At 35.4% G+C, this 18,614-nt stretch carries 14 protein-coding genes; 4 read left to right on the top strand and 10 right to left on the bottom strand.

Annotated elements, in window-relative coordinates; genetic code table 11:
* Positions 1–7: 7 nt before the first annotated feature.
* The 3 genes from IWX83_RS03135 to IWX83_RS03125 all read right to left on the bottom strand — a co-directional run bounded on the left by IWX83_RS03135 (position 8) and on the right by IWX83_RS03125 (position 2,933).
* Positions 8–1,060, bottom strand: a complete 1,053-nt coding sequence (locus tag IWX83_RS03135; RefSeq protein ID WP_196827576.1) for an NAD(P)/FAD-dependent oxidoreductase — start codon at positions 1,058–1,060, stop codon at positions 8–10.
* Complete coding sequence (gene rsmI / locus IWX83_RS03130) at positions 1,057–1,776, bottom strand: 16S rRNA (cytidine(1402)-2'-O)-methyltransferase (protein ID WP_073352625.1); 720 nt, start codon at positions 1,774–1,776, stop codon at positions 1,057–1,059. Before rsmI ends, IWX83_RS03135 begins: the two co-directional genes overlap by 4 nt.
* Before the next feature lie 77 nt (positions 1,777–1,853).
* Positions 1,854–2,933 carry a hypothetical protein gene (locus IWX83_RS03125; RefSeq protein WP_196827574.1) on the bottom strand — a complete coding sequence of 360 codons (1,080 nt, stop codon included), beginning with the start codon at positions 2,931–2,933 and terminating at the stop codon, positions 1,854–1,856.
* A 245-nt stretch (positions 2,934–3,178) separates the two neighbouring features.
* On the opposite strand from IWX83_RS03125, the gene IWX83_RS03120 reads away from it, so the two are divergent.
* Positions 3,179–3,769 carry a thymidine kinase gene (locus IWX83_RS03120; protein ID WP_196827572.1) on the top strand — a complete coding sequence of 197 codons (591 nt, stop codon included), beginning with the start codon at positions 3,179–3,181 and terminating at the stop codon, positions 3,767–3,769.
* A 93-nt stretch (positions 3,770–3,862) separates the two neighbouring features.
* Here the strand turns inward: IWX83_RS03120 and IWX83_RS03115 are convergent, their stop codons facing one another.
* From IWX83_RS03115 to asnS, 3 genes are all read right to left on the bottom strand, one after another.
* Positions 3,863–4,450, bottom strand: a complete 588-nt coding sequence (locus IWX83_RS03115) for a Uma2 family endonuclease (protein ID WP_196827570.1) — start codon at positions 4,448–4,450, stop codon at positions 3,863–3,865.
* Positions 4,451–4,604: 154 nt separating this feature from the next.
* The gene (gene rpoN, locus IWX83_RS03110) at positions 4,605–6,071 is read right to left on the bottom strand and encodes an RNA polymerase factor sigma-54 (RefSeq protein WP_196827568.1); all 1,467 of its coding nucleotides are present in this window, start codon (positions 6,069–6,071) and stop codon (positions 4,605–4,607) included.
* Positions 6,072–6,158: 87 nt separating this feature from the next.
* Positions 6,159–7,595, bottom strand: a complete 1,437-nt coding sequence (gene asnS / locus IWX83_RS03105; RefSeq protein ID WP_196827566.1) for an asparagine--tRNA ligase — start codon at positions 7,593–7,595, stop codon at positions 6,159–6,161.
* Positions 7,596–8,793: 1,198 nt separating this feature from the next.
* Here asnS and IWX83_RS03100 point away from each other — a divergent pair.
* Positions 8,794–9,252, top strand: a complete 459-nt coding sequence (locus tag IWX83_RS03100) for an RNA methyltransferase (RefSeq protein ID WP_073352611.1) — start codon at positions 8,794–8,796, stop codon at positions 9,250–9,252.
* Positions 9,253–9,418: 166 nt separating this feature from the next.
* Here the strand turns inward: IWX83_RS03100 and IWX83_RS03095 are convergent, their stop codons facing one another.
* Both IWX83_RS03095 and IWX83_RS03090 read right to left on the bottom strand, forming a co-directional pair.
* Positions 9,419–9,715: a hypothetical protein gene (locus IWX83_RS03095; RefSeq protein ID WP_196827564.1), complete on the bottom strand. Its 297-nt coding sequence runs from the start codon at positions 9,713–9,715 to the stop codon at positions 9,419–9,421.
* 9 nt (positions 9,716–9,724) lie between these two features.
* The gene (locus IWX83_RS03090) at positions 9,725–12,142 is read right to left on the bottom strand and encodes an RND family transporter (RefSeq protein ID WP_196827562.1); all 2,418 of its coding nucleotides are present in this window, start codon (positions 12,140–12,142) and stop codon (positions 9,725–9,727) included.
* Positions 12,143–12,339: 197 nt separating this feature from the next.
* Between IWX83_RS03090 and IWX83_RS03085 the strand changes: the two genes are divergently transcribed.
* Both IWX83_RS03085 and IWX83_RS03080 read left to right on the top strand, forming a co-directional pair.
* Entirely contained in the window at positions 12,340–14,610 is a 2,271-nt protein-coding gene (locus tag IWX83_RS03085) for a cation:proton antiporter (RefSeq protein ID WP_196827560.1), read from the top strand.
* 1 nt (position 14,611) lies between these two features.
* On the top strand, positions 14,612–14,941 hold the full coding sequence (locus tag IWX83_RS03080; protein ID WP_196827558.1) for a multidrug efflux SMR transporter: 330 nt from the start codon (positions 14,612–14,614) through the stop codon (positions 14,939–14,941).
* On the opposite strand, the gene IWX83_RS03075 is transcribed toward IWX83_RS03080, so the two are convergent.
* Positions 14,938–17,436, bottom strand: coding sequence for a DUF5686 family protein (locus IWX83_RS03075; protein ID WP_196827556.1), 2,499 nt, complete (start codon positions 17,434–17,436; stop codon positions 14,938–14,940). The genes IWX83_RS03080 and IWX83_RS03075 overlap by 4 nt on opposite strands.
* A gap of 256 nt (positions 17,437–17,692) precedes the next feature.
* Positions 17,693–18,181 carry a hypothetical protein gene (locus IWX83_RS03070; protein WP_196827554.1) on the bottom strand — a complete coding sequence of 163 codons (489 nt, stop codon included), beginning with the start codon at positions 18,179–18,181 and terminating at the stop codon, positions 17,693–17,695.
* Positions 18,182–18,614: the final 433 nt, after the last annotated feature.

The following is an 18,614-nucleotide window of genomic DNA, read 5'->3' as shown; positions in this document are numbered from 1 at the left end:
AATAGTATTAAAATTCTAGTGCAATCGTTTTTGCAGCAGCAATCGCTCCGTCCATATAGCCGGGATTTTGCGTCGCGGTTTCTGCCCCGGAAATATATAATTTTCCGTTTTGAAATGGTCTTTTATATAAGGAATGTCCGTTATTTTGGTGTGCCAATACGAGTTGCTCGTAAGGTTGAAATGTTAGTGGCTCTTCCCGCCACACGTTTTCAACGTAGGCAATATAATCTTTAGCTTCTAAGCCGAATAATGCTGTCAATTGTGCTGTAACCTTTTCTTTTCGTTGTTCCAGAGATAATACCGAGGTTCCTCCGTTTAAAAACCCTTTTAAGGCAAACCCGAAATTATCAGCCGTACTGTGGTCGTACATTTCCTGAATAATGCTGGCTTGGCTGAATAGGGTTCCAGAGTACTTCTTCTCTTTCCAAAAGGGAGTTTTGTATTCTACAGCGAATTTAATGGATTCGCCCATCCAAGTATGCGTCTTCTTGGCTAATTGTGTGAAATTTTCGGGTAAATTAGGCTCGAATACCACTGAGTTTACTAATAAATTAGGTGGAATCGTACTAATGACTTTATCTGCGGAATAGCTGTTTCCGACCGAGTCCGTAACGATTAAATGGTGGTTCTCCTCCTTTATTAATGTGATTTTGGTATTTGTTTTAATGTTTTTAATGCCAATTTCAGAAATTAATTTTTTAATTAAGGTTGCTGTTCCGCCTACGATACGAAAAGAAGGTTCTTCAGAATCCGAAATTTCAAATTTTTGTGGTGGCACAAAAGACATGGTTTCAAATAACGAAATGCCTTGTGTGTGTTGTTTAAAATAGGGGATTTCTAACGCTCTGAGTACTTCCAAAAGGTGGCTATGTTGGTTTCCAAACCAAGTAGCACCCATTTCCATGGTGACACCTGTTGTGCCGGTGATGGTTTTTATGCGACCTCCAATTCTAGTATTGGCCTCTAATAATAGAACTTCAATTCCTTTTTTTTGAAGTAAAAAAGCAGTGTAAAGTCCGCAAAGTCCAGCTCCTATTATAATAACTTTTTGCTTTTTCATGACTCTTCTTCCTCCGAAAATTTCCTTTTTTTCGGCTCTTTGATTATTGTTTTTCCACCCACAACTACAACAATTTCTCCTCTCGGAGCTATTTTTTCAAAATGGTTTAATACTTCTTTTACTGTTCCTCGAACATTTTCTTCATGCAGTTTTGACAATTCTCTGCACACACAAATCGGTCTGTCTTCTCCAAAATAAGTGATGAATTCCGCCAATGTTTTTAATAATTTATGTGGAGATACATATAAAATCATGGTACGGGTTTCTTCGGCTAAAGCCAAATAACGAGTTTGTTTTCCTTTTTTGTCAGGTAAAAAACCTTCGAAAATAAATTTGTCGTTAGGCAGGCCACTGTTGACTAAAGCAGGTACAAATGCCGTGGCTCCGGGCAAACATTCTACTTCAACTCCGTTTTCAACACAAGCACGTGTTAATAAAAAACCGGGATCTGAAATTGCAGGAGTTCCTGCATCTGAAATTAAGGCGATATTTTCTCCAGCTTTCAACCTCGAAATTAGATTTTCGATTGTTTTATGTTCGTTGTGCATGTGATGGCTGTACATGTGCGTGCCAATATCGAAATGCTTTAATAATTTTCCGCTCGTACGCGTGTCCTCGGCGAGAATCAAATCGACTTCTTTAAGAATCCGAATCGCTCGGAAAGTCATGTCTTCGAGGTTGCCAATAGGCGTAGGAACGATATATAATTTTGACATAGATAAAATAATTAGGTACAAATTCCCAATAAAATCAGAAACTGTTGAAATGCGTAATCAACAACACAGAAGGAAGTTTACAAGAATTTTTTCTCAATAATATCCATGAAACGTTCTTCATACTCTTGTTTTCCTTGCCAGTTATTATAATCTGGTTTTACCATTTCTTGAACAAAATCCCTAGTTTCATAGAAGGTATCAAACGTAATCAATTGACTTAGAACCCGATTGTAATCTTCACTGCTGTTTCCAAAAAGATGTTTTATAAACGCCAGACGGTCATTCAAATCGATGTTGATTCCTTTGGCTAATTTATCATTCAAAGAAACTATTTTCGGTTCTGTCTTTTCGACTATTTGTGATTGTATAGGGTCTGATTTTTGTGCTTCAGTGGATGTATCGTCTTTTGGAACTTCAATGACTACTGCAGTTGGAATATTATCTACTTGTTGTTTTTTTACAAAAAGTGTATCGTGATAATTGCCGCCTAAAAGATCTTCAAAAGAGATTTGTACAGCTTCTGTTTTCTTTGGTATTTCCAACTCGGTCTGTACTTCTTTTTCCTGTGACAATTCAAAAGCAGGTTCAAAAGGCGCTTCAGTTTCCATTATTTCTTCTTCTATTTCCATTTCCGTAGCCGCAACTATTTCTGGTTCTACCACAGTTTCTTCTTCTTGCTCGGTCTCGTCAATTACTTCTCCTCTTTGTTCCAAAGGCATTTCATCTCCTTCTTCAGCAACAGTTTCCTCAGCGATTATTTCTTCCTCATCAATTTCCTCAGTTACCGTTTCTTCCTCCTCAACAGCGCTTTCTTCTTCCGTTGCAACTGGTTCTTGTTCCGCTGAAGGAGTTGTTGCGGCGTTTTGTTCCAAAGTCGTTTCAGTAGCTTCTTCTACAGCAGTTTGTTCAATTACAACTTCTGCTTCCGGTTGAACCGATTCAGTTGTATCATAAATAGATTCTATTGCTTTACTAATTTCCGTTATACCAATAGTTGGTTTTGCTTCACTAAAGTGTTCGTCCACAAATCGTAAGACAGAAAGTTTTTCGTATAGTTTCTGTGTTTCTAAGTACAATTGATTGATGTCGGATTTATTTTTTAGCTGTAATATTCGGTGTGCAATGCTGATTAAATCGGCTTCCAATTTTTTTTTCATGCTGTTGAAATTATAGGGTGTTAGGCAGGTCTGTTTTGATGCGTTTTTGTATGCTGTTCTATATCGTCCTCAGAAAAGGGATCTTTATGTGCAAGATTTTATTTTTTGAAATAAGTGCTGGCGAATCCCCGATTTGATATAATTTTTATACTTTTGAAACGACGTAAAAGTATAAAATTTTTAAGTCGGTTTATCTATTACAAAGTAATAAAAACTATTCATTTTTTAAGTCAGAAAAATACAAAATGTTTCTCGAAAATACAGTAAATCATAAAGAGCAATTTGGTTGGATCGAAGTCATTTGTGGCTCTATGTTTTCGGGTAAAACCGAAGAATTGATCCGTCGTTTGAAAAGAGCACAATTTGCTAAGCAGAAGGTTGAAATCTTTAAACCAGTAATCGATACGCGCTATGATGAGGAAATGGTGGTGTCGCACGATGCTAATGAAATCCGTTCAACACCCGTTCCTGCTGCTGCCAATATTGCCATTTTGGCACAAGGTTGTGATGTGGTTGGTATTGATGAAGCACAATTTTTTGATGGTGAAATTGTGAGAATTTGTAATGATCTTGCCAACCAAGGGATTCGTGTCATTGTTGCTGGTTTGGATATGGATTTTAAGGGAAATCCTTTTGGTCCAATGCCTGCATTAATGGCAACTGCCGAATATGTGACCAAAGTTCACGCCGTTTGTACCCGCACAGGAAATCTCGCTAATTATAGTTTCCGTAAAACCGATAATGATAAACTGGTTATGTTGGGCGAAACCGAAGAATATGAGCCTTTGAGTCGTGCCGCGTATTACCATGCGATGCGCAAAGATCAGGAGAAGTAATCCTCTCCCCAACCCTCTCCAAAGGAGAAGGAGCCGGAACTGGATTGAAATATAAAACCCTTTCAGAGTTCAAAATTCTGAAAGGGTTTCTTTTTAATTAAAGATAGATTCTAATTTAAAATCTAATTCTGGAAATAATTTACTTTGAATACTATCTTCCTCAATTAACGGATGCATTCCTATGAACTCGTTGTCTTTTAAAACATATATAAAAACCGTTTTATCGGCTGGGTTTACAATCCAATATTCAAGAACTCCTGCTTCTTCATATAAATCAAATTTATACTTCATTTCTTTATTAGAATTCCCTGGGGACAAGATTTCTATAACCAAATCTGGTGCGCCAATAGCGCCTCGCTCATCAATTTTAGAATCATCACAAATAATACACAAATCAGGCTGTATCACAGTATAAATTTCTTTGTCTGATGTCGATTTCTTTTTGGCTAATAAGCGAACATCGAAAGGAGCTGCAAAAAGATTACAAGGATGTGGTTTGAAAAAATTATATAAAACACCTGCCAACTCCATGGAAATTCTTTGATGTGTAGTACTTGGTGCGGGACTCATCTTAAAGATCTTCCCTCTTAGCAATTCTAGTTTTTCCTGAAACTGCCAAGTCAAGTAATCCGCATAGGAATAGGTTTTATTTAAATCTAATTGATTGATGTCCGTTATCATAAAACTTCTTTTTCACAAAGTTACTAAAAAAATACTTCGTTTTTAATGTGCTCAACAACAGTGTATTTTTATTTATAAGGTTCAAATTTGACATTGGATTCGGAGTATTTCATTGCTTGAACATTTCATAATCCTCAATCTAAAATTAACAATCTTACATTTTCTTCCTCATTCTCGCTACAGGAATATCAAGTTGTTCTCTGTATTTTGCTATGGTTCTTCTGGCGATAGGATAGCCTTTTTCTTTAAGAATTTCCGCTAATTGATCGTCTGGAAGTGGTTTTTTCTTGTCTTCTTCCTCAATCGTGTTCTGTAGAATTTTCTTGATTTCTAGTGTAGAAACATCTTCTCCTTGGTCATTTTTCATGGATTCTGAGAAGAATTCCTTAATCAGTTTTGTGCCATAAGGCGTTTCTACATATTTACTGTTGGCCACGCGAGAAATTGTCGAAATATCCAGTCCTACCATATCGGCAATATCCTTCAAGATCATTGGTTTCAACTTGGTTTCGTCCCCATCTAGGAAAAACTCTTCCTGATAATGCATAATCGCATTCATGGTCACAAAGAGTGTTTCTTGACGCTGGCGAATCGCATCAATGAACCATTTAGCCGAATCCAATTTTTGCTTGATAAACTGAACCGCATCTTTTTGCTGTGCTGATTTATCACGGGAATCCTTATACGTTTGCATCATTTCCTGATAATCTTTTGAAACGTGCAGGGAAGGAGCATTTCGTCCGTTTAAGGTTAGCTCTAGTTCGCCATCCACAATTCGGATAGCAAAATCAGGCACCACATTTTCAGTTACCTTGTTGTTTCCTGTGAAAGAACCGCCTGGTTTTGGATTTAATTTCTCTATTTCGTGAATGGCTTTTTTAAGTTGCTCATTTGAAACACTGTATTTTTGAAGTAACTTATCGTAATGTTTTTTGGTAAATGCATCAAACTGATTTTCGATAATATCAGTCGCTAGTTCCACAGATTCTGTAGGTGTTTTGTGCTTCAATTGCAACAACAAACATTCCTGTAAATCTTGCGCACCTACGCCTGAAGGTTCCAGTTCATGAATAACTTGTAGCATTTTTTGCACCATCTTTTCATCGGTGTAAATGCCTTGGGTAAACGCCATGTCATCGACCATGTCAGCCACGCTACGACGGATGTAACCCATATCATCAATGCTACCAACGAGGAATTCAGCAATATCACGCTCTTCATCATTCAGAATAAAGGTGTTCAACTGATTGATTAAATCTTGATGAAAACTTACTGGCGCTGCAAAGGGCGTTTCGCGATCATCGTCATCATCGCTGTAATTGTTGGCCTGTGTTTTATAATCGGGCGTTTCATCGTTGCTTAAATACTCATCAATGTTGATGTCTTCGGCTTCAATGCGCTCTGATTCGGCATCATCATAATCGTCATAATCTTCGTTTTCGAACTCGTCTTTCTCGTACTCATCCTCTTCTTTTCCAGTTTCAAGCGCTGGATTTTCATTCATTTCTTCGAGTAATCGTTGCTCAAAAGCTTGCGTAGGCAACTGAATTAACTTCATCAGCTGTATTTGCTGTGGAGATAATTTTTGTGATAATTTTAAATTTAAGAATTGCTTTAGCATTTTATATTTTGTTGTTTTTGTTTAAGGTTTAAAGTTTAAGGTTGCAGAACGTTCAACAACTTTAAACTTTAAACCTGAAACAAATTTTTAAAATTCCGCATTCATTGGCGTTCTCGGGAAAGGAATTACGTCACGAATGTTTGTCATTCCGGTTACGAATAAAACCAATCTTTCGAATCCAAGTCCAAAACCAGAGTGTACTGCTGAACCGAATCTACGTGTATCCAAATACCACCATAATTCTTCTTCGTCAATTCCTAAGGCTTTCATTTTTTCAACTAAAACATCAAAACGTTCCTCTCTTTGAGAACCTCCCACAATTTCTCCAATTCCAGGGAACAAGATGTCCATGGCGCGAACCGTTTTTCCGTCTTCGTTCAAACGCATGTAAAATGCTTTAATATTTGCCGGGTAATCAAACAAGATTACCGGACATTTAAAGTGTTTTTCCACCAAGTAACGTTCGTGTTCCGATTGTAAATCAGCGCCCCATTCGTTAATGATATAGTTGAATTTTTTCTTTTTATTTGGTGTACAATCTCTTAAAATGTCAATTGCTTCGGTGTATGAAACACGTTTGAAATTGTTTTCCAAAACAAAATTTAATTTGTCAAGCAAAGCCATTTCGCTTCTTTCAGCAACCGGTTTTGATTTTTCTTCGTCTAACAAACGCGTCTCTAGGAACTTCAAATCCTCTGGACATTTATCCAATGCGTATTTAATTACGTACTGAATAAAATCTTCTGCCAAGTCCATATTGTCATTCAAATCATTGAACGCCACTTCCGGCTCAATCATCCAAAATTCCGCAAGGTGACGCGACGTATTCGAGTTTTCGGCTCTGAAGGTTGGTCCAAAAGTATAAATCTGTCCCAAAGCCATCGCAAAAGTTTCTCCTTCCAGTTGTCCCGAAACCGTAAGGTTCGTTTCTTTCCCAAAGAAATCTTCTTTATAATTCACTTTTCCGTCTTCAGTTCTTGGTGTTCCGTCAAATGGCAAAGCGGTAACTTTAAACATTTCACCTGCACCTTCCGCATCTGATCCCGTGATGATTGGCGTATTTACATACACAAAACCTTTTTCTTGAAAATAACTATGCACTGCGTATGACAACACTGAGCGCACTCTCATAATCGCTCCAAACATATTGGTACGCACTCTTAAATGCGCATTTTCACGCAAGAAATCAAGACTCGGTTTGTTCTTTGGTTGTATTGGGAATTTCTCCGCATCGGAGTCGCCAAGGATTTCCAGTTTAGCCACCTGAATCTCAAATTTTTGACCCGCACCTTTACTTTCAACCAATATTCCAGTAACTGATATCGCCGCTCCGGTAGTAATTCGCTTCAAAGTTTCGTCTGGCGTGTTCTCAAAATCCACCACACATTGTATATTATCAATGGTCGAACCATCGTTTAAGGCAATAAATTGATTGTTTCTAAAAGTTCTCACCCATCCTTTTGCATTTACTTCATGAAGCGTCGTGGCACTGTTTAGTAAGTCTTTAACTTTTGTATGTCTCATTTTATGAATATAGTTGATATTAAAAATTGTTTTGTAACCGAATTGCAAATATAAATGATTTGTTTGTAATTGTCATTGCGAGAAATGAAGCAATCCAAAGGTCCTTTTGTTTTTTGGAGCTATTTCCCGCTATGCATTACAATCTTATTGTTTTTTGAAAGCAAAAACAATAAGGATTTCCATTGCTATCGGGGCTAGGGAGTGTGAAATTTCGGTTTTTGAAATTCTTTTTTCTTTAGCTATTATTATTATTATTATTATTGGAAAGTACTTTTTTGGGACATGAATTAGATAGTGGGCACGAGCGGAAAGCTCGCGATCGCGGAGTTGTTTTTGTTTATTTATCTAAAGAAATGCAATGTAAATTAGCCATTGGACATAAGCGAAAGGCTCGCAGCAGCTGTGGTGTTATTTAACGTTTTTAAGTCCAAAAAGATCTGGAAATAATATCGTAGAAAAAACAAGTACTAAAATTGCAGCACAACTAAGCATAAAATAGCCAAATCCTAAATTCATATTTCTTTTAGACTCATATTTCTTTAAAAGATTCTCATGTTTATTAGTATGGTCGAGTAAGAAATAGTTAGGAATAAAAAAGCATAAAACAATAATTATATTTTGCAAACTTCTATCTAAAGGAATTTTATTGAAAATATATAGGTTAAATCCAACAAATAAAATTAGCAGCATTGCAATAAGTAAAAAGTTCATGATAGTAGTTGCGCTAATATTAATCAAACTCAATATTATTGATAAATTATAGTTGCGCAGATTGCGCATCTTTTATTTTGAGGAATAGACTTGTCCAAATTTTATAATAAGTTTCTAACGTTTCATTGATTTATTTTTTCAAGATTTCGCCTTGGTTTTTTGGAATGGCTCCCAATGCCAGATTGTCTAGAAATGTTTAAAGTTTGTAAGACGCGCTGAACATCTGTTAAAGATAGTTGAGGTGCCGTTCAAAGAAAAAGCGATCGTATGAAATAATTTTTAAATTTTGAGATCGCAATTTTACTGACAGTACGTTTTTTTTGATCAAAAAATCTTGAATAATCACAAAATAACATCCTCAAAGTTGAAAAATTTGCAACCAAAAATACATCCGTAAACATTTCTAGATTCCCTAGTTAAAAAGCAACCTGCTTTTTCAAATAATCAAAAACTTGGCAAACTACTCAACACTTTGTATTTTTGCACCATGAACGACAATTTTGTAACAGAATATTTTGGCATTGGGATTCAAAACGGTAAAACACCGGAAAACTTAGGGGTTTTATGGCGAACGGCGCAAAATTTAGGCGCCAGTTATATTTTTACGATTGGGAATCGCTATGCTAAGCAAGCCTGCGATACGCACAATGCGGTAAAATCAATACCTTATTTTCATTATGAATCGTTTGACGATTTCTATAAAAATTTACCTAAAGGCGCTCGTTTAGTTGGGGTAGAGCTGGATGAAAATGCATCAGATTTAGAGACATTCAACCATCCAAGACGTTGTGTTTATTTATTAGGAGCGGAGGATAATGGTCTTACCAAAAAAGCGATTGAGAAATGTCACTATTTGGTCAAATTCAAATCCGAAAAAAGCTTAAACGTATCCGTTGCAGGAAGTATTGTACTGTATGATAGAGGTCTAAATAAGCCCAGATCTTAAAAAAATTACCGCTACGAAAAACGGGTAGAGGTAAAAATCACATCCGGGCCACTGGAAACTTTATGGATTGCGGAATGATTATTTCCCTGATGACTACAAACAGAATTAAAAATATCTGCTTGTACCGCATCCAAACCCCAAAGCAGAACTTTTGTATTTTATTCCTTTACTTATTATTGAGGTTCTTTAATAAATTTATTTTAGAATTTGCAATGGAGTCAATTTTTGAGGTTGACTTATTAATTAAGGAATCCAATTTTTTCACTTTAGCGCCTTCTTTAGAGATTAAAGAATCAAGTGCATTTACCTTCTTTAGCTCTTTGTTTACTAGCGAATCCAATTTATCGGTTTTACTACTTAACTCATTGATTTTTTCCTCTGCTTTTTGAGATAAGTCACCACAAGAAATAAACAATCCAACGAACAAAACAATTAGTCCAGTACTTTTTAATAGATTTTTCATAATTTAAATTTATTTATTTTTTTCTAAATCGTCAATTTCTTCATTTGGGTTGTTCAAAATATCGATTTTTGGTTCTATAAATTCTTGTTTATTGGTTAACGATTTGTTTAATGTTAACACCAAACTAGGCAATAACATCAAATTAGACAACATTCCAAAAGCAAGTGTAATGGCAATTAATCCCCCAAGGGCAACAGTTCCGCCAAAATCAGAGAGCATGAAGACAGAGAAACCTACAAAAAGCACCACCGATGTATAAAACATGCTGATACCAGATTCTCTTATTGTAGCAAAAACCGATTTTTTAATTTTCCATTTGTTCTGTTTTAACTCTTGACGGTATTGTGCCAGAAAGTGAATGGTATCATCTACAGATAATCCGAATGCAATACTGAATACTAAAATTGTTGACGGTTTTAACGGAATTCCGAAATAACCCATTAATCCAGCGGTGATCACGAGCGGCAGTAAATTTGGAATCAAAGACACTACCACCATTTTGAAAGAACGAAACATAAAAACCATTAATAACGAAATCAAGAATACCGCAAACAATAAGGAGCTAACTAAGTTGTCTAATAAATACTGCGTTCCTTTTTCAAATACTAGTGCCTTTCCAGTCATTACCACATTGTAGCGGTCTTTTGGGAAAACGGCATTGGCTTTAGTCCAAAGCTTGTCTTCAATTTTAACCATGTTTCCCGTACCAATATCTCTCATAAATGTGGTAATTCTAGCAACTTGCCCTGTGCTATCTACATAGCTCTTCATTAAGTTATCCTTAGTGTTTTTAGTGGCGTTTTTAGCATAGCCCAAAATAAAACTTTGCTCTTGCGAGCTAGGCAAATCATAATATTCAGGGTTACCGTTGTAGTAGGCTTGTTTAGAATATTTAACTAAATTTAATATTGAAATAGGTTTAGACAGTTCTGGAATGGTTTCGATAGTTTCTTGCAGTTCATCCATTTTGCCTAAAGTAGACAACTTCATAACGCCTTTTTTTCTTTTGGTGTCAACCGTGATTTCAAGAGGCATAATTCCTTCAAATTCTTTTTCAAAAAATACAATATCCTTATAAAATCCCGTGTTTTTTGGCATGTCTTCAATCAAACTTCCTGATGTTTTAATCTTAAAAGCGCCTAGGAGACTGACTGAAAATAGGATCAACGCAATTAAATAAACATATCGTCTGTTGTATTTGACTGTTTTTTCGATCCATCGGATAAAGACTCGGGTATAATTCCTGTCTAAATGTTCTAAATGCTTTTGTTTTGGAACGGGTTGATAACTGTAATAGATCGGTATGACAATTAAACATAAAAAGAACAGCGAAACAATACTTAGAGAAGATATAATACCAAATTCCTTTAAGAGCTGACTGCTTGTAATAATAAACGTAGCGAAACCGGCAGCTGTCGTTAAATTTGTCATTAAAGTAGCTGTTCCTACTTTTGTAATAACGCGTTGCAAGGCTCTGGCTTTGTTTCTGTGCGCACTGTATTCTTGTTGGTATTTATTGGTCAAGAAAATACAGTTTGGAATTCCTATTACAATTACTAGGGTTGGTACCAATGCGGTGAGTACAGTGATTTGGTAATTAAATAATCCTAGTAATCCGAAAGTCCACATGACACCAATAATAACAATTAAAATCGCAATTAATGTGGCTCTATACGATCGGAAAAAGAAGAAAAATATTAATGACGTGAGTAGCAGAGAGGCACCAATAAACAAACTAATTTCGCTTACAATACTCATGGCATTAAGTGTCCGGATGTATGGCATTCCGGAAACTCGCAGGTCGATTCCTGTTTCTTTTTCGAATGCATTAATCTTTGGGATTAAATCATTTACAATATAATCCTTACGTTTTGCCGTATTGACGATTTTTTTATCTAGGTAAATAGCAGAGCGAATACTTCCGCTTTTTTTATTAAAAAGTAATCCTTCATAAAAGGGCATGTTTTGAAACAAGTCTTTCTTGATGATATTTAGGTATTTTTGGCTATTTGTTTTCTTGGCATTTACAAATGGGACAAGTTCAAAGGTTTGTAATGAATCATTTTTATTAAGTTGCTTTAAATCGTTGATTGAGACTACTAAATCTACTTCCTTTTGTGCCTTTATTTCCGTCATTAATTTGTTCCAAGCGGCAAAAGCCTTAGGCGTAAAAAAAGCATCATCTTTTATCCCTACAACAATTAGGTTGCCTTCTTCACCAAATTTATTCAAAAAGGCATTGTACTCAATGTTGACAATGTTGTCATCTGGTAGTAAATTAGCTTCGGTAAATGAAAACTGAATATTTTTCCATTGCAAAGCTAAAAGAGCTGTTATCGCAACAATAATGGATAACATTAAAATTCTATTTCTAAGGACAAGGCGGGCTATTAACTCCCAAAATCCCAAACTAAACCACTTGATCATATCACCTATTTATCGGCGGTAAAGGTAATTAAAACCAATATAAAGTATTGGTTTTAAGGTAAAGTTTTTGTTGTGTTATGCTGGTATTCAAGGGAGTTTTTTATTTGCAATTAAATAATTTTGTGGGATATAAATTATACATTTGGATTGCGCATCTTTGTCAGATTAGAAAGGGGTTCGAATACATAAAAATGGATATGAAGAATTATAGAAATACTGTGTTTTATTTTGTTGTAACAGGCGGTTTTACTGCATTAATGTATTGGATAATAACCAAAGGTAAAAATTTAGAGGCAAGCGAAGTTATCGTGACGCCAGAAAGTGGAAAAGGTTCTTGGGGTGATTTTTTATCGTCAATGCAACACAATTTTCAAGATCCATTAGCAATTCTTTTGGCACAAATTATAACTATTATTCTGGTTGCCCGCGTCTTTGGGTGGGTTTTTAAGAAAATTGGTCAACCCTCAGTTATTGGAGAAATTATTGCTGGAATTGTACTTGGACCCTCCTTACTTGGATTGTATTTTCCAGAATTTTCGGGAGCTTTATTTCCTGCTGAATCCTTAGGAAATTTAAAATTTTTGAGTCAGATAGGGTTAATCCTTTTTATGTTTGTTATAGGAATGGAACTCGATTTAAAAGTACTCAAAAACAAAGCCAATGAAGCCGTAGTAATTAGTCATGCGAGTATTGTGATTCCGTTTGCCCTTGGGATTGGCTTGGCCTACTTTGTGTACAATCAGTTTGCGCCAGAAGGAGTTAAGTTTTTGTCTTTTAGCTTGTTTATGGGAATTGCCTTAAGCATTACTGCTTTTCCAGTTTTGGCTAGAATTGTCCAGGAGCGGGGTATTCATAAAACTAAATTAGGTGCTATTGTGATCACTTGTGCTGCTGCAGATGACATTACGGCCTGGTGCATTCTGGCAGTGGTCATTGCCATTGTAAAAGCGGGGACTTTCGTAAGTTCACTGTACATCATCATGTTAGCGGTACTGTATGTCGCAGCCATGATTTATATCGTAAAACCATTCTTAAAAAGAATTGGAGATTTATATGGATCTAAAGATAGCATTGTAAAACCGGTTGTTGCCATCTTCTTTTTGGTCCTAATCCTTTCGTCCTACGCTACGGAGGTGATTGGAATTCACGCCTTGTTTGGTGCATTTATGGCAGGTGCAATTATGCCTGATGTTCCAAAATTCAGAACGATATTCATAGAAAAAGTAGAAGATGTGGCATTGATACTTTTACTCCCTTTATTTTTTGTATTTACGGGTTTAAAAACAGAAATTGGACTTATTAACGATCCGTATTTATGGAAAGTTACTGGTTTTATTATTTTGGTAGCCGTAGTGGGGAAATTTTTAGGAAGTGCTCTAGCGGCGCGATTTGTGGGGCAAACGTGGCGTGATAGTTTAACCATTGGCGCCTTGATGAATACCAGAGGCTTAATGGAATTGATTGTATTAAATATTGGTTTAGAGCTTAAAGTTTTGACTCCCGAAGTATTTACAATGATGGTCATTATGGCCTTAGTGACCACGTTCATGACGGGTCCAGCATTGGATTTTATTAATTACATTTTCAAAACAAAAGATGGTGTTGAAATTCTGGAACCATCAAATGCGAATAAATACCGTATTTTAATTTCGTTTGGGAATAACGAAAAAGGGAAATCCTTGCTGCGATTGGCCAATAGTTTGATTAAAAAACAAAAACATACCTCCAGTATTACGGTCATGCACTTGTCCTTGAGTGATGAGGTGCATACTTTTAATATGGAAGATAAAGAGAAAAATAGTTTTTATCCCATTGTGGAAGAATCGCAACTGTTGAAACAAGATATTACAACCATTTTTAAAGCAACGATGGATATTGAAACCGAAATTGCGGATGTTGCCAATCAAGGGGATTACGATTTGTTGTTGGTGGGTCTAGGAAAATCAATATTTGAAGGCACCATACTAGGGAAAGTAATTGGTTTTACAACTCGAATTATCAATCCAGATCGTTTAATAGATAAGTTTACCGGAAAAGAAGGCTTGTTTGAAAACTCTCCTTTTGATGAAAGAACGAGGCAAATTATTTCTAAAACCAAAATGCCAATTGGGATTTTGATCGATAAAGATTTGCAGCAAGTCAACCATGTTTTTATTCCAATTTTTAGCACCGAAGACTCTTTTGTAATCGATTATATCCAAAAATTAGTCTTCAATAATAATTCTAAAATCGTTATTTTGGATGTAAATGGGCATATCGATACTAATTTTGTAATGAAAAGTGCGATCGATTCTTTGGAACAAAAATACCCAAACAACCTCAGCTTAATTACCGATAAAATAATTAAAAAAGAATTTTTAGCCCAACAAGATTTAATGCTAATCAGTCTCGAAAGTTGGAAAGCCTTAGTAGATTCAAGAACTATTTGGTTGAGCGGTGTTCCTTCGGTATTAATATTAAAACAGTAATATGAATTGGATTTTATTGATTATTGGCGGCCTTTTTGAAGTGGGTTTTGCCACGTGTTTAGGCAAAGCCAAAGAGAGTAGCGGCGTGACTGCAACTTTGTGGTTAGCAGGATTTTTAGCATGTTTGACGATCAGTATGCTGTTGCTTTATAAAGCCACTCAAACGTTGCCCATAGGGACAGCTTACGCAGTATGGACGGGTATTGGAGCCGTAGGAACGGTATTAGTTGGAATTTTTGTGTTTAAAGAACCGGCTGATTTCTGGCGACTGTTTTTTATTACTACGTTAATCAGTTCCATTATTGGATTGAAATTTGTTTCTAATCACTAAAGTCCCAGATTAAGGACGAAACTTATTTTTACCGCTATGTTGTCTTGAAATTTACTCAACTGATTGGGTCCGTAACGGTAAAATCCGCCTAATCCTAAGCCTTTGTAAAGTTGGTTAAGCTCTATTCCAGATTCGAAATAACCTTTGTCCAATGTTTTGTAATCCAATCCAATATGTTGTTCTGGTTTTCGTAAATTTCCCCAAGCCATTCTAGAAACAAGAACTAAGGACGGTTTGATTTTTTTGAATATAGTAACACGACTAAACCCATGTTTAAATTGGAAAAAAGCGTATTGACTGGAGAAGAATTCATTAAAAAACATCGTTTCAAAACTATTTTTCCCCCCAAAAGTAATGCGCTGCATGATGGTTTCCTTGGTGATATTATTGGGAGACGTATTGTATAAGTGGGTCAGTGGAATATCGCCAAGTGCATACCCAGCTTCAAAAAGTAAGCTTGTTTTTTGACCGTTTAAATATTTTTTTTCATACTCAGTTTTGAAATCTAGTTTGCTGAATTCAAAATCATTTTGCAGGACTTTTGGTAATGATTTTGTGAATTGGAACGTAAATTTCGGAAATCGTTTTTCTACTTCGATTCGGCCAGCTGGGGTTTGCATGTAGTCGCTGAACGGATTCCAACGCAAGGAAACTACGGCTGTTGTCATCACATAACGGGTAAATGATCTCCCGTTGTGGTTGTAGCTGTAATTAAATTTTGGTTCAATAGCAGCACGAGAAAGTTCCCAGTAGCTTTCTGTTTTGGGAATTATTTTGGTTTCTATATACGATTTCCAGCTCACATGATTGTAAAAGGTACTAATGTTTATGGGAATTGGATTGTAAATTTTGAATGATTTCTTGTCAATTGTAAAAACGGTACTTGCAATTTCTCGGACATCATCAGTATAGGAAATCCCAATCCAAGAATTAGAAAACTTTCCTACTCGAGTGGCCATTCCCAAATTATATTTGAAAATACCGTCCTTCGTTCCATAAGCAGTATAGCCTTCAATCCTGAATTTTTTCGAAAATTGTTCATTGGTCATACCGCCGATTCCTAATCTAAATCCTTCGTAATTATTGTAACTGAACAACTTTCGCAAGTCTAAATCGACTTTTCCAAGAGGTAAATATCCGTTAATGATTTTTCGTCCGAAACGGATCCGACTTTCAATTCGTTTTTTGGTAGCAATACTGTCTAGTGCCAAATACGTTTTTTGATCTCGGGAATCTAAAGGGTCTGTTCTGTAGGTGTCCCAAAATTGTTCTGGTTTGTTAATTGCATCGTCTTTGATTTCGATATAAATAGCTGATTTTTTTATTTGAAGTGGAATATTATACTGAATTTCAAAATTATTGGTGTGCGATAGTAAATACGTAAAATCAGAAGCGACTTTTTTCCGTTGTTTAAAATCGTCCGCTACATCGCCATCAAATTGAATGGTTCCGCCAAGGATTTTTATATCGTCATCATTTTTCCCTTTTACAATTTTGAATGTTTTGTCTGTTGGGAACCATAGATTTTCATCGGGGATATACTTAAAAGCGTGTATTCCGCTGATGTCTAAAACTCCTCTTATACGCATGACTGCTTTGGCGATTGCAAAATTATTTTGATCAATATAGAGTACCCCTTCCAGTCCTGACGCCTTCCTTTTTTTCTTGTTTTTAAAGTAAATCATATAGGTATTTCTGCCGTCAATGAGGAGTGAGTCCAAGAATTTGTAGTTGTAATCGTTTAGCGCATCATCGGCGATTGGACTGTTGTATTTGGTTTCAAAAAGTTCATAGCTGGAATCGTAAACAGAAAATGACTGCAAGTTAAACGCAATAATTTCATAAACAGGTTGCTTAAAACCAGCCATTTTGGTGCCTAATATGGTTTCTTTTAATGTAGTATTAGCAAATTGATGTTGGGACACTTTCTCGGTTTGAAAAAGATGTTGTTTGCTAATGACCTCTTTGAATTTATAATCAGAGGAATCAATTTTAGAGAAGTGTTTTCCAATAGATTTCTGGATAAAAATAGAATCGATTCGGCCATCAATAGAATCAGGATTTGCGGTGACGATGAGCTTGTTGTACGATTTGAATTGAAAACTACTCAGTTTTTTTAAAGGATTATTACCGTTTTTATTTTTAATAGCTTTCCTGATAATGGCTAAAGCGGGATTTTCAATTGGAACCAAGACTTCATTCAAATCAGCTGTCTTTTGCGAGAGCATAACCACGTAGTACTTTTTATTTTCTTCTATTGTTATGCTTGTTTTGGCAAAGCCGATATAGGAAATAGTAAATTCCGTAAAAGGAAGTAGAGTAGCGATGCTAAATTTTCCATCGACATCAGAGATGGTATTGAATCCGTTATTTGTAGTAATCGAAGCAAATGGAAGTGGTTTGTTAGTGGTAAATTCTTTTACAATGCCATTTACCTGAAATTGTGCTTGAGTGGAAAGCGATAAAAAAAAGAATAACAAACACAACTGCTTCATACAACGGATTTACTGTAAAACGGGCACAATCCCATTTTGGTATGACAAAAATAACAATAAAAAAATCCGTTCGCCAATGGGAACGGATTTTACTATTGTCTGAAAGGTATAATTACACCTTCATTATTTCGGCTTCTTTCACCACTAAAAGTTCATCTATTTTACGGATATAACTAATTTTGTATTACAGACAATTGAAATATAAAGTACAATCTTGAAATCGTCGAATTATTGAAATTAATATAATTTGTCAATATTAATCTCTAAATATCTGATTTTCCATTTTTATATGTTTCTGATAAGCTTTTTTAGCAATTGAATCTAATTCTCTACTACCGAAATAGCATAAGCAAGTTTGTAAAATGTATTTTTTATGTTTGTCTGTTTCATCATTATAATATTCAGCAGCTGGTAAATTCTGTATTATTTTTTTACTATCTGATTTAATTTTAGGCCACAATGACATTGGAATATTATCTGCATTGATAAATAAATTTTCTTTTTGTATTAATCGAAAGATGGAATCGTTTTTATAGCCTTGAAATAAACAATCAAAAAAGGCTTTTTCTTTATATTCTATTATCCAACCGTTTTTAGGACTCGGTTTATTTTTTGAATATGCAGGATAAAAAAAAGCGTCTCCATAATAAGTATCGAGGTCGGTGCTGCCTTTAATGCTTGAACAGGAAAATATAGTTAAAATAACCCCCGTCACTAAAACTGTTTTTACTAGTCTAATATCCATATATCAATTCTTTTTATTGGTAAATTAAAAAAACAACCAAATGAGCAATTGCCAAAACCTTTACTATCTGTAAATAAAAGATCTGCATGTCCAGATGTATTCAGCTGGCGCGATGGTCTCGCTCGTGAATAAAATTTGTATCGCACTTTATCCTAATTTTTTTTACATACTAGCACAAACCTCAATCATATTAATCCATAACAAGCATCACGAGCGAGACGCTCGCGCCAGCGGGGGGTTTTTATTCTATTCTATAGGCAAAATACTTTTTGTCACCTTCATAAAAATAAGGTTTCACATAAAGTATTGCTTTTTTTGTAATCTGTTTTTTATTATCGCTTGAATTCAATTAATAAATGCGAGAGTCAGGAATCGCAAATGAAGATGAAATATTTTTTCAGAACAAAGAAAAGAAAATTAATTCTTTTCCCTG

It is taken from the genome of Flavobacterium sp. CG_9.1 (assembly GCF_015751645.1).
GTDB classification, from domain to species: Bacteria; Bacteroidota; Bacteroidia; order Flavobacteriales; family Flavobacteriaceae; genus Flavobacterium; species Flavobacterium xanthum.
The sequence above is the reverse complement of the archived record's forward strand: the minus strand, read 5'-3'. Positions and strand labels throughout refer to the sequence as shown.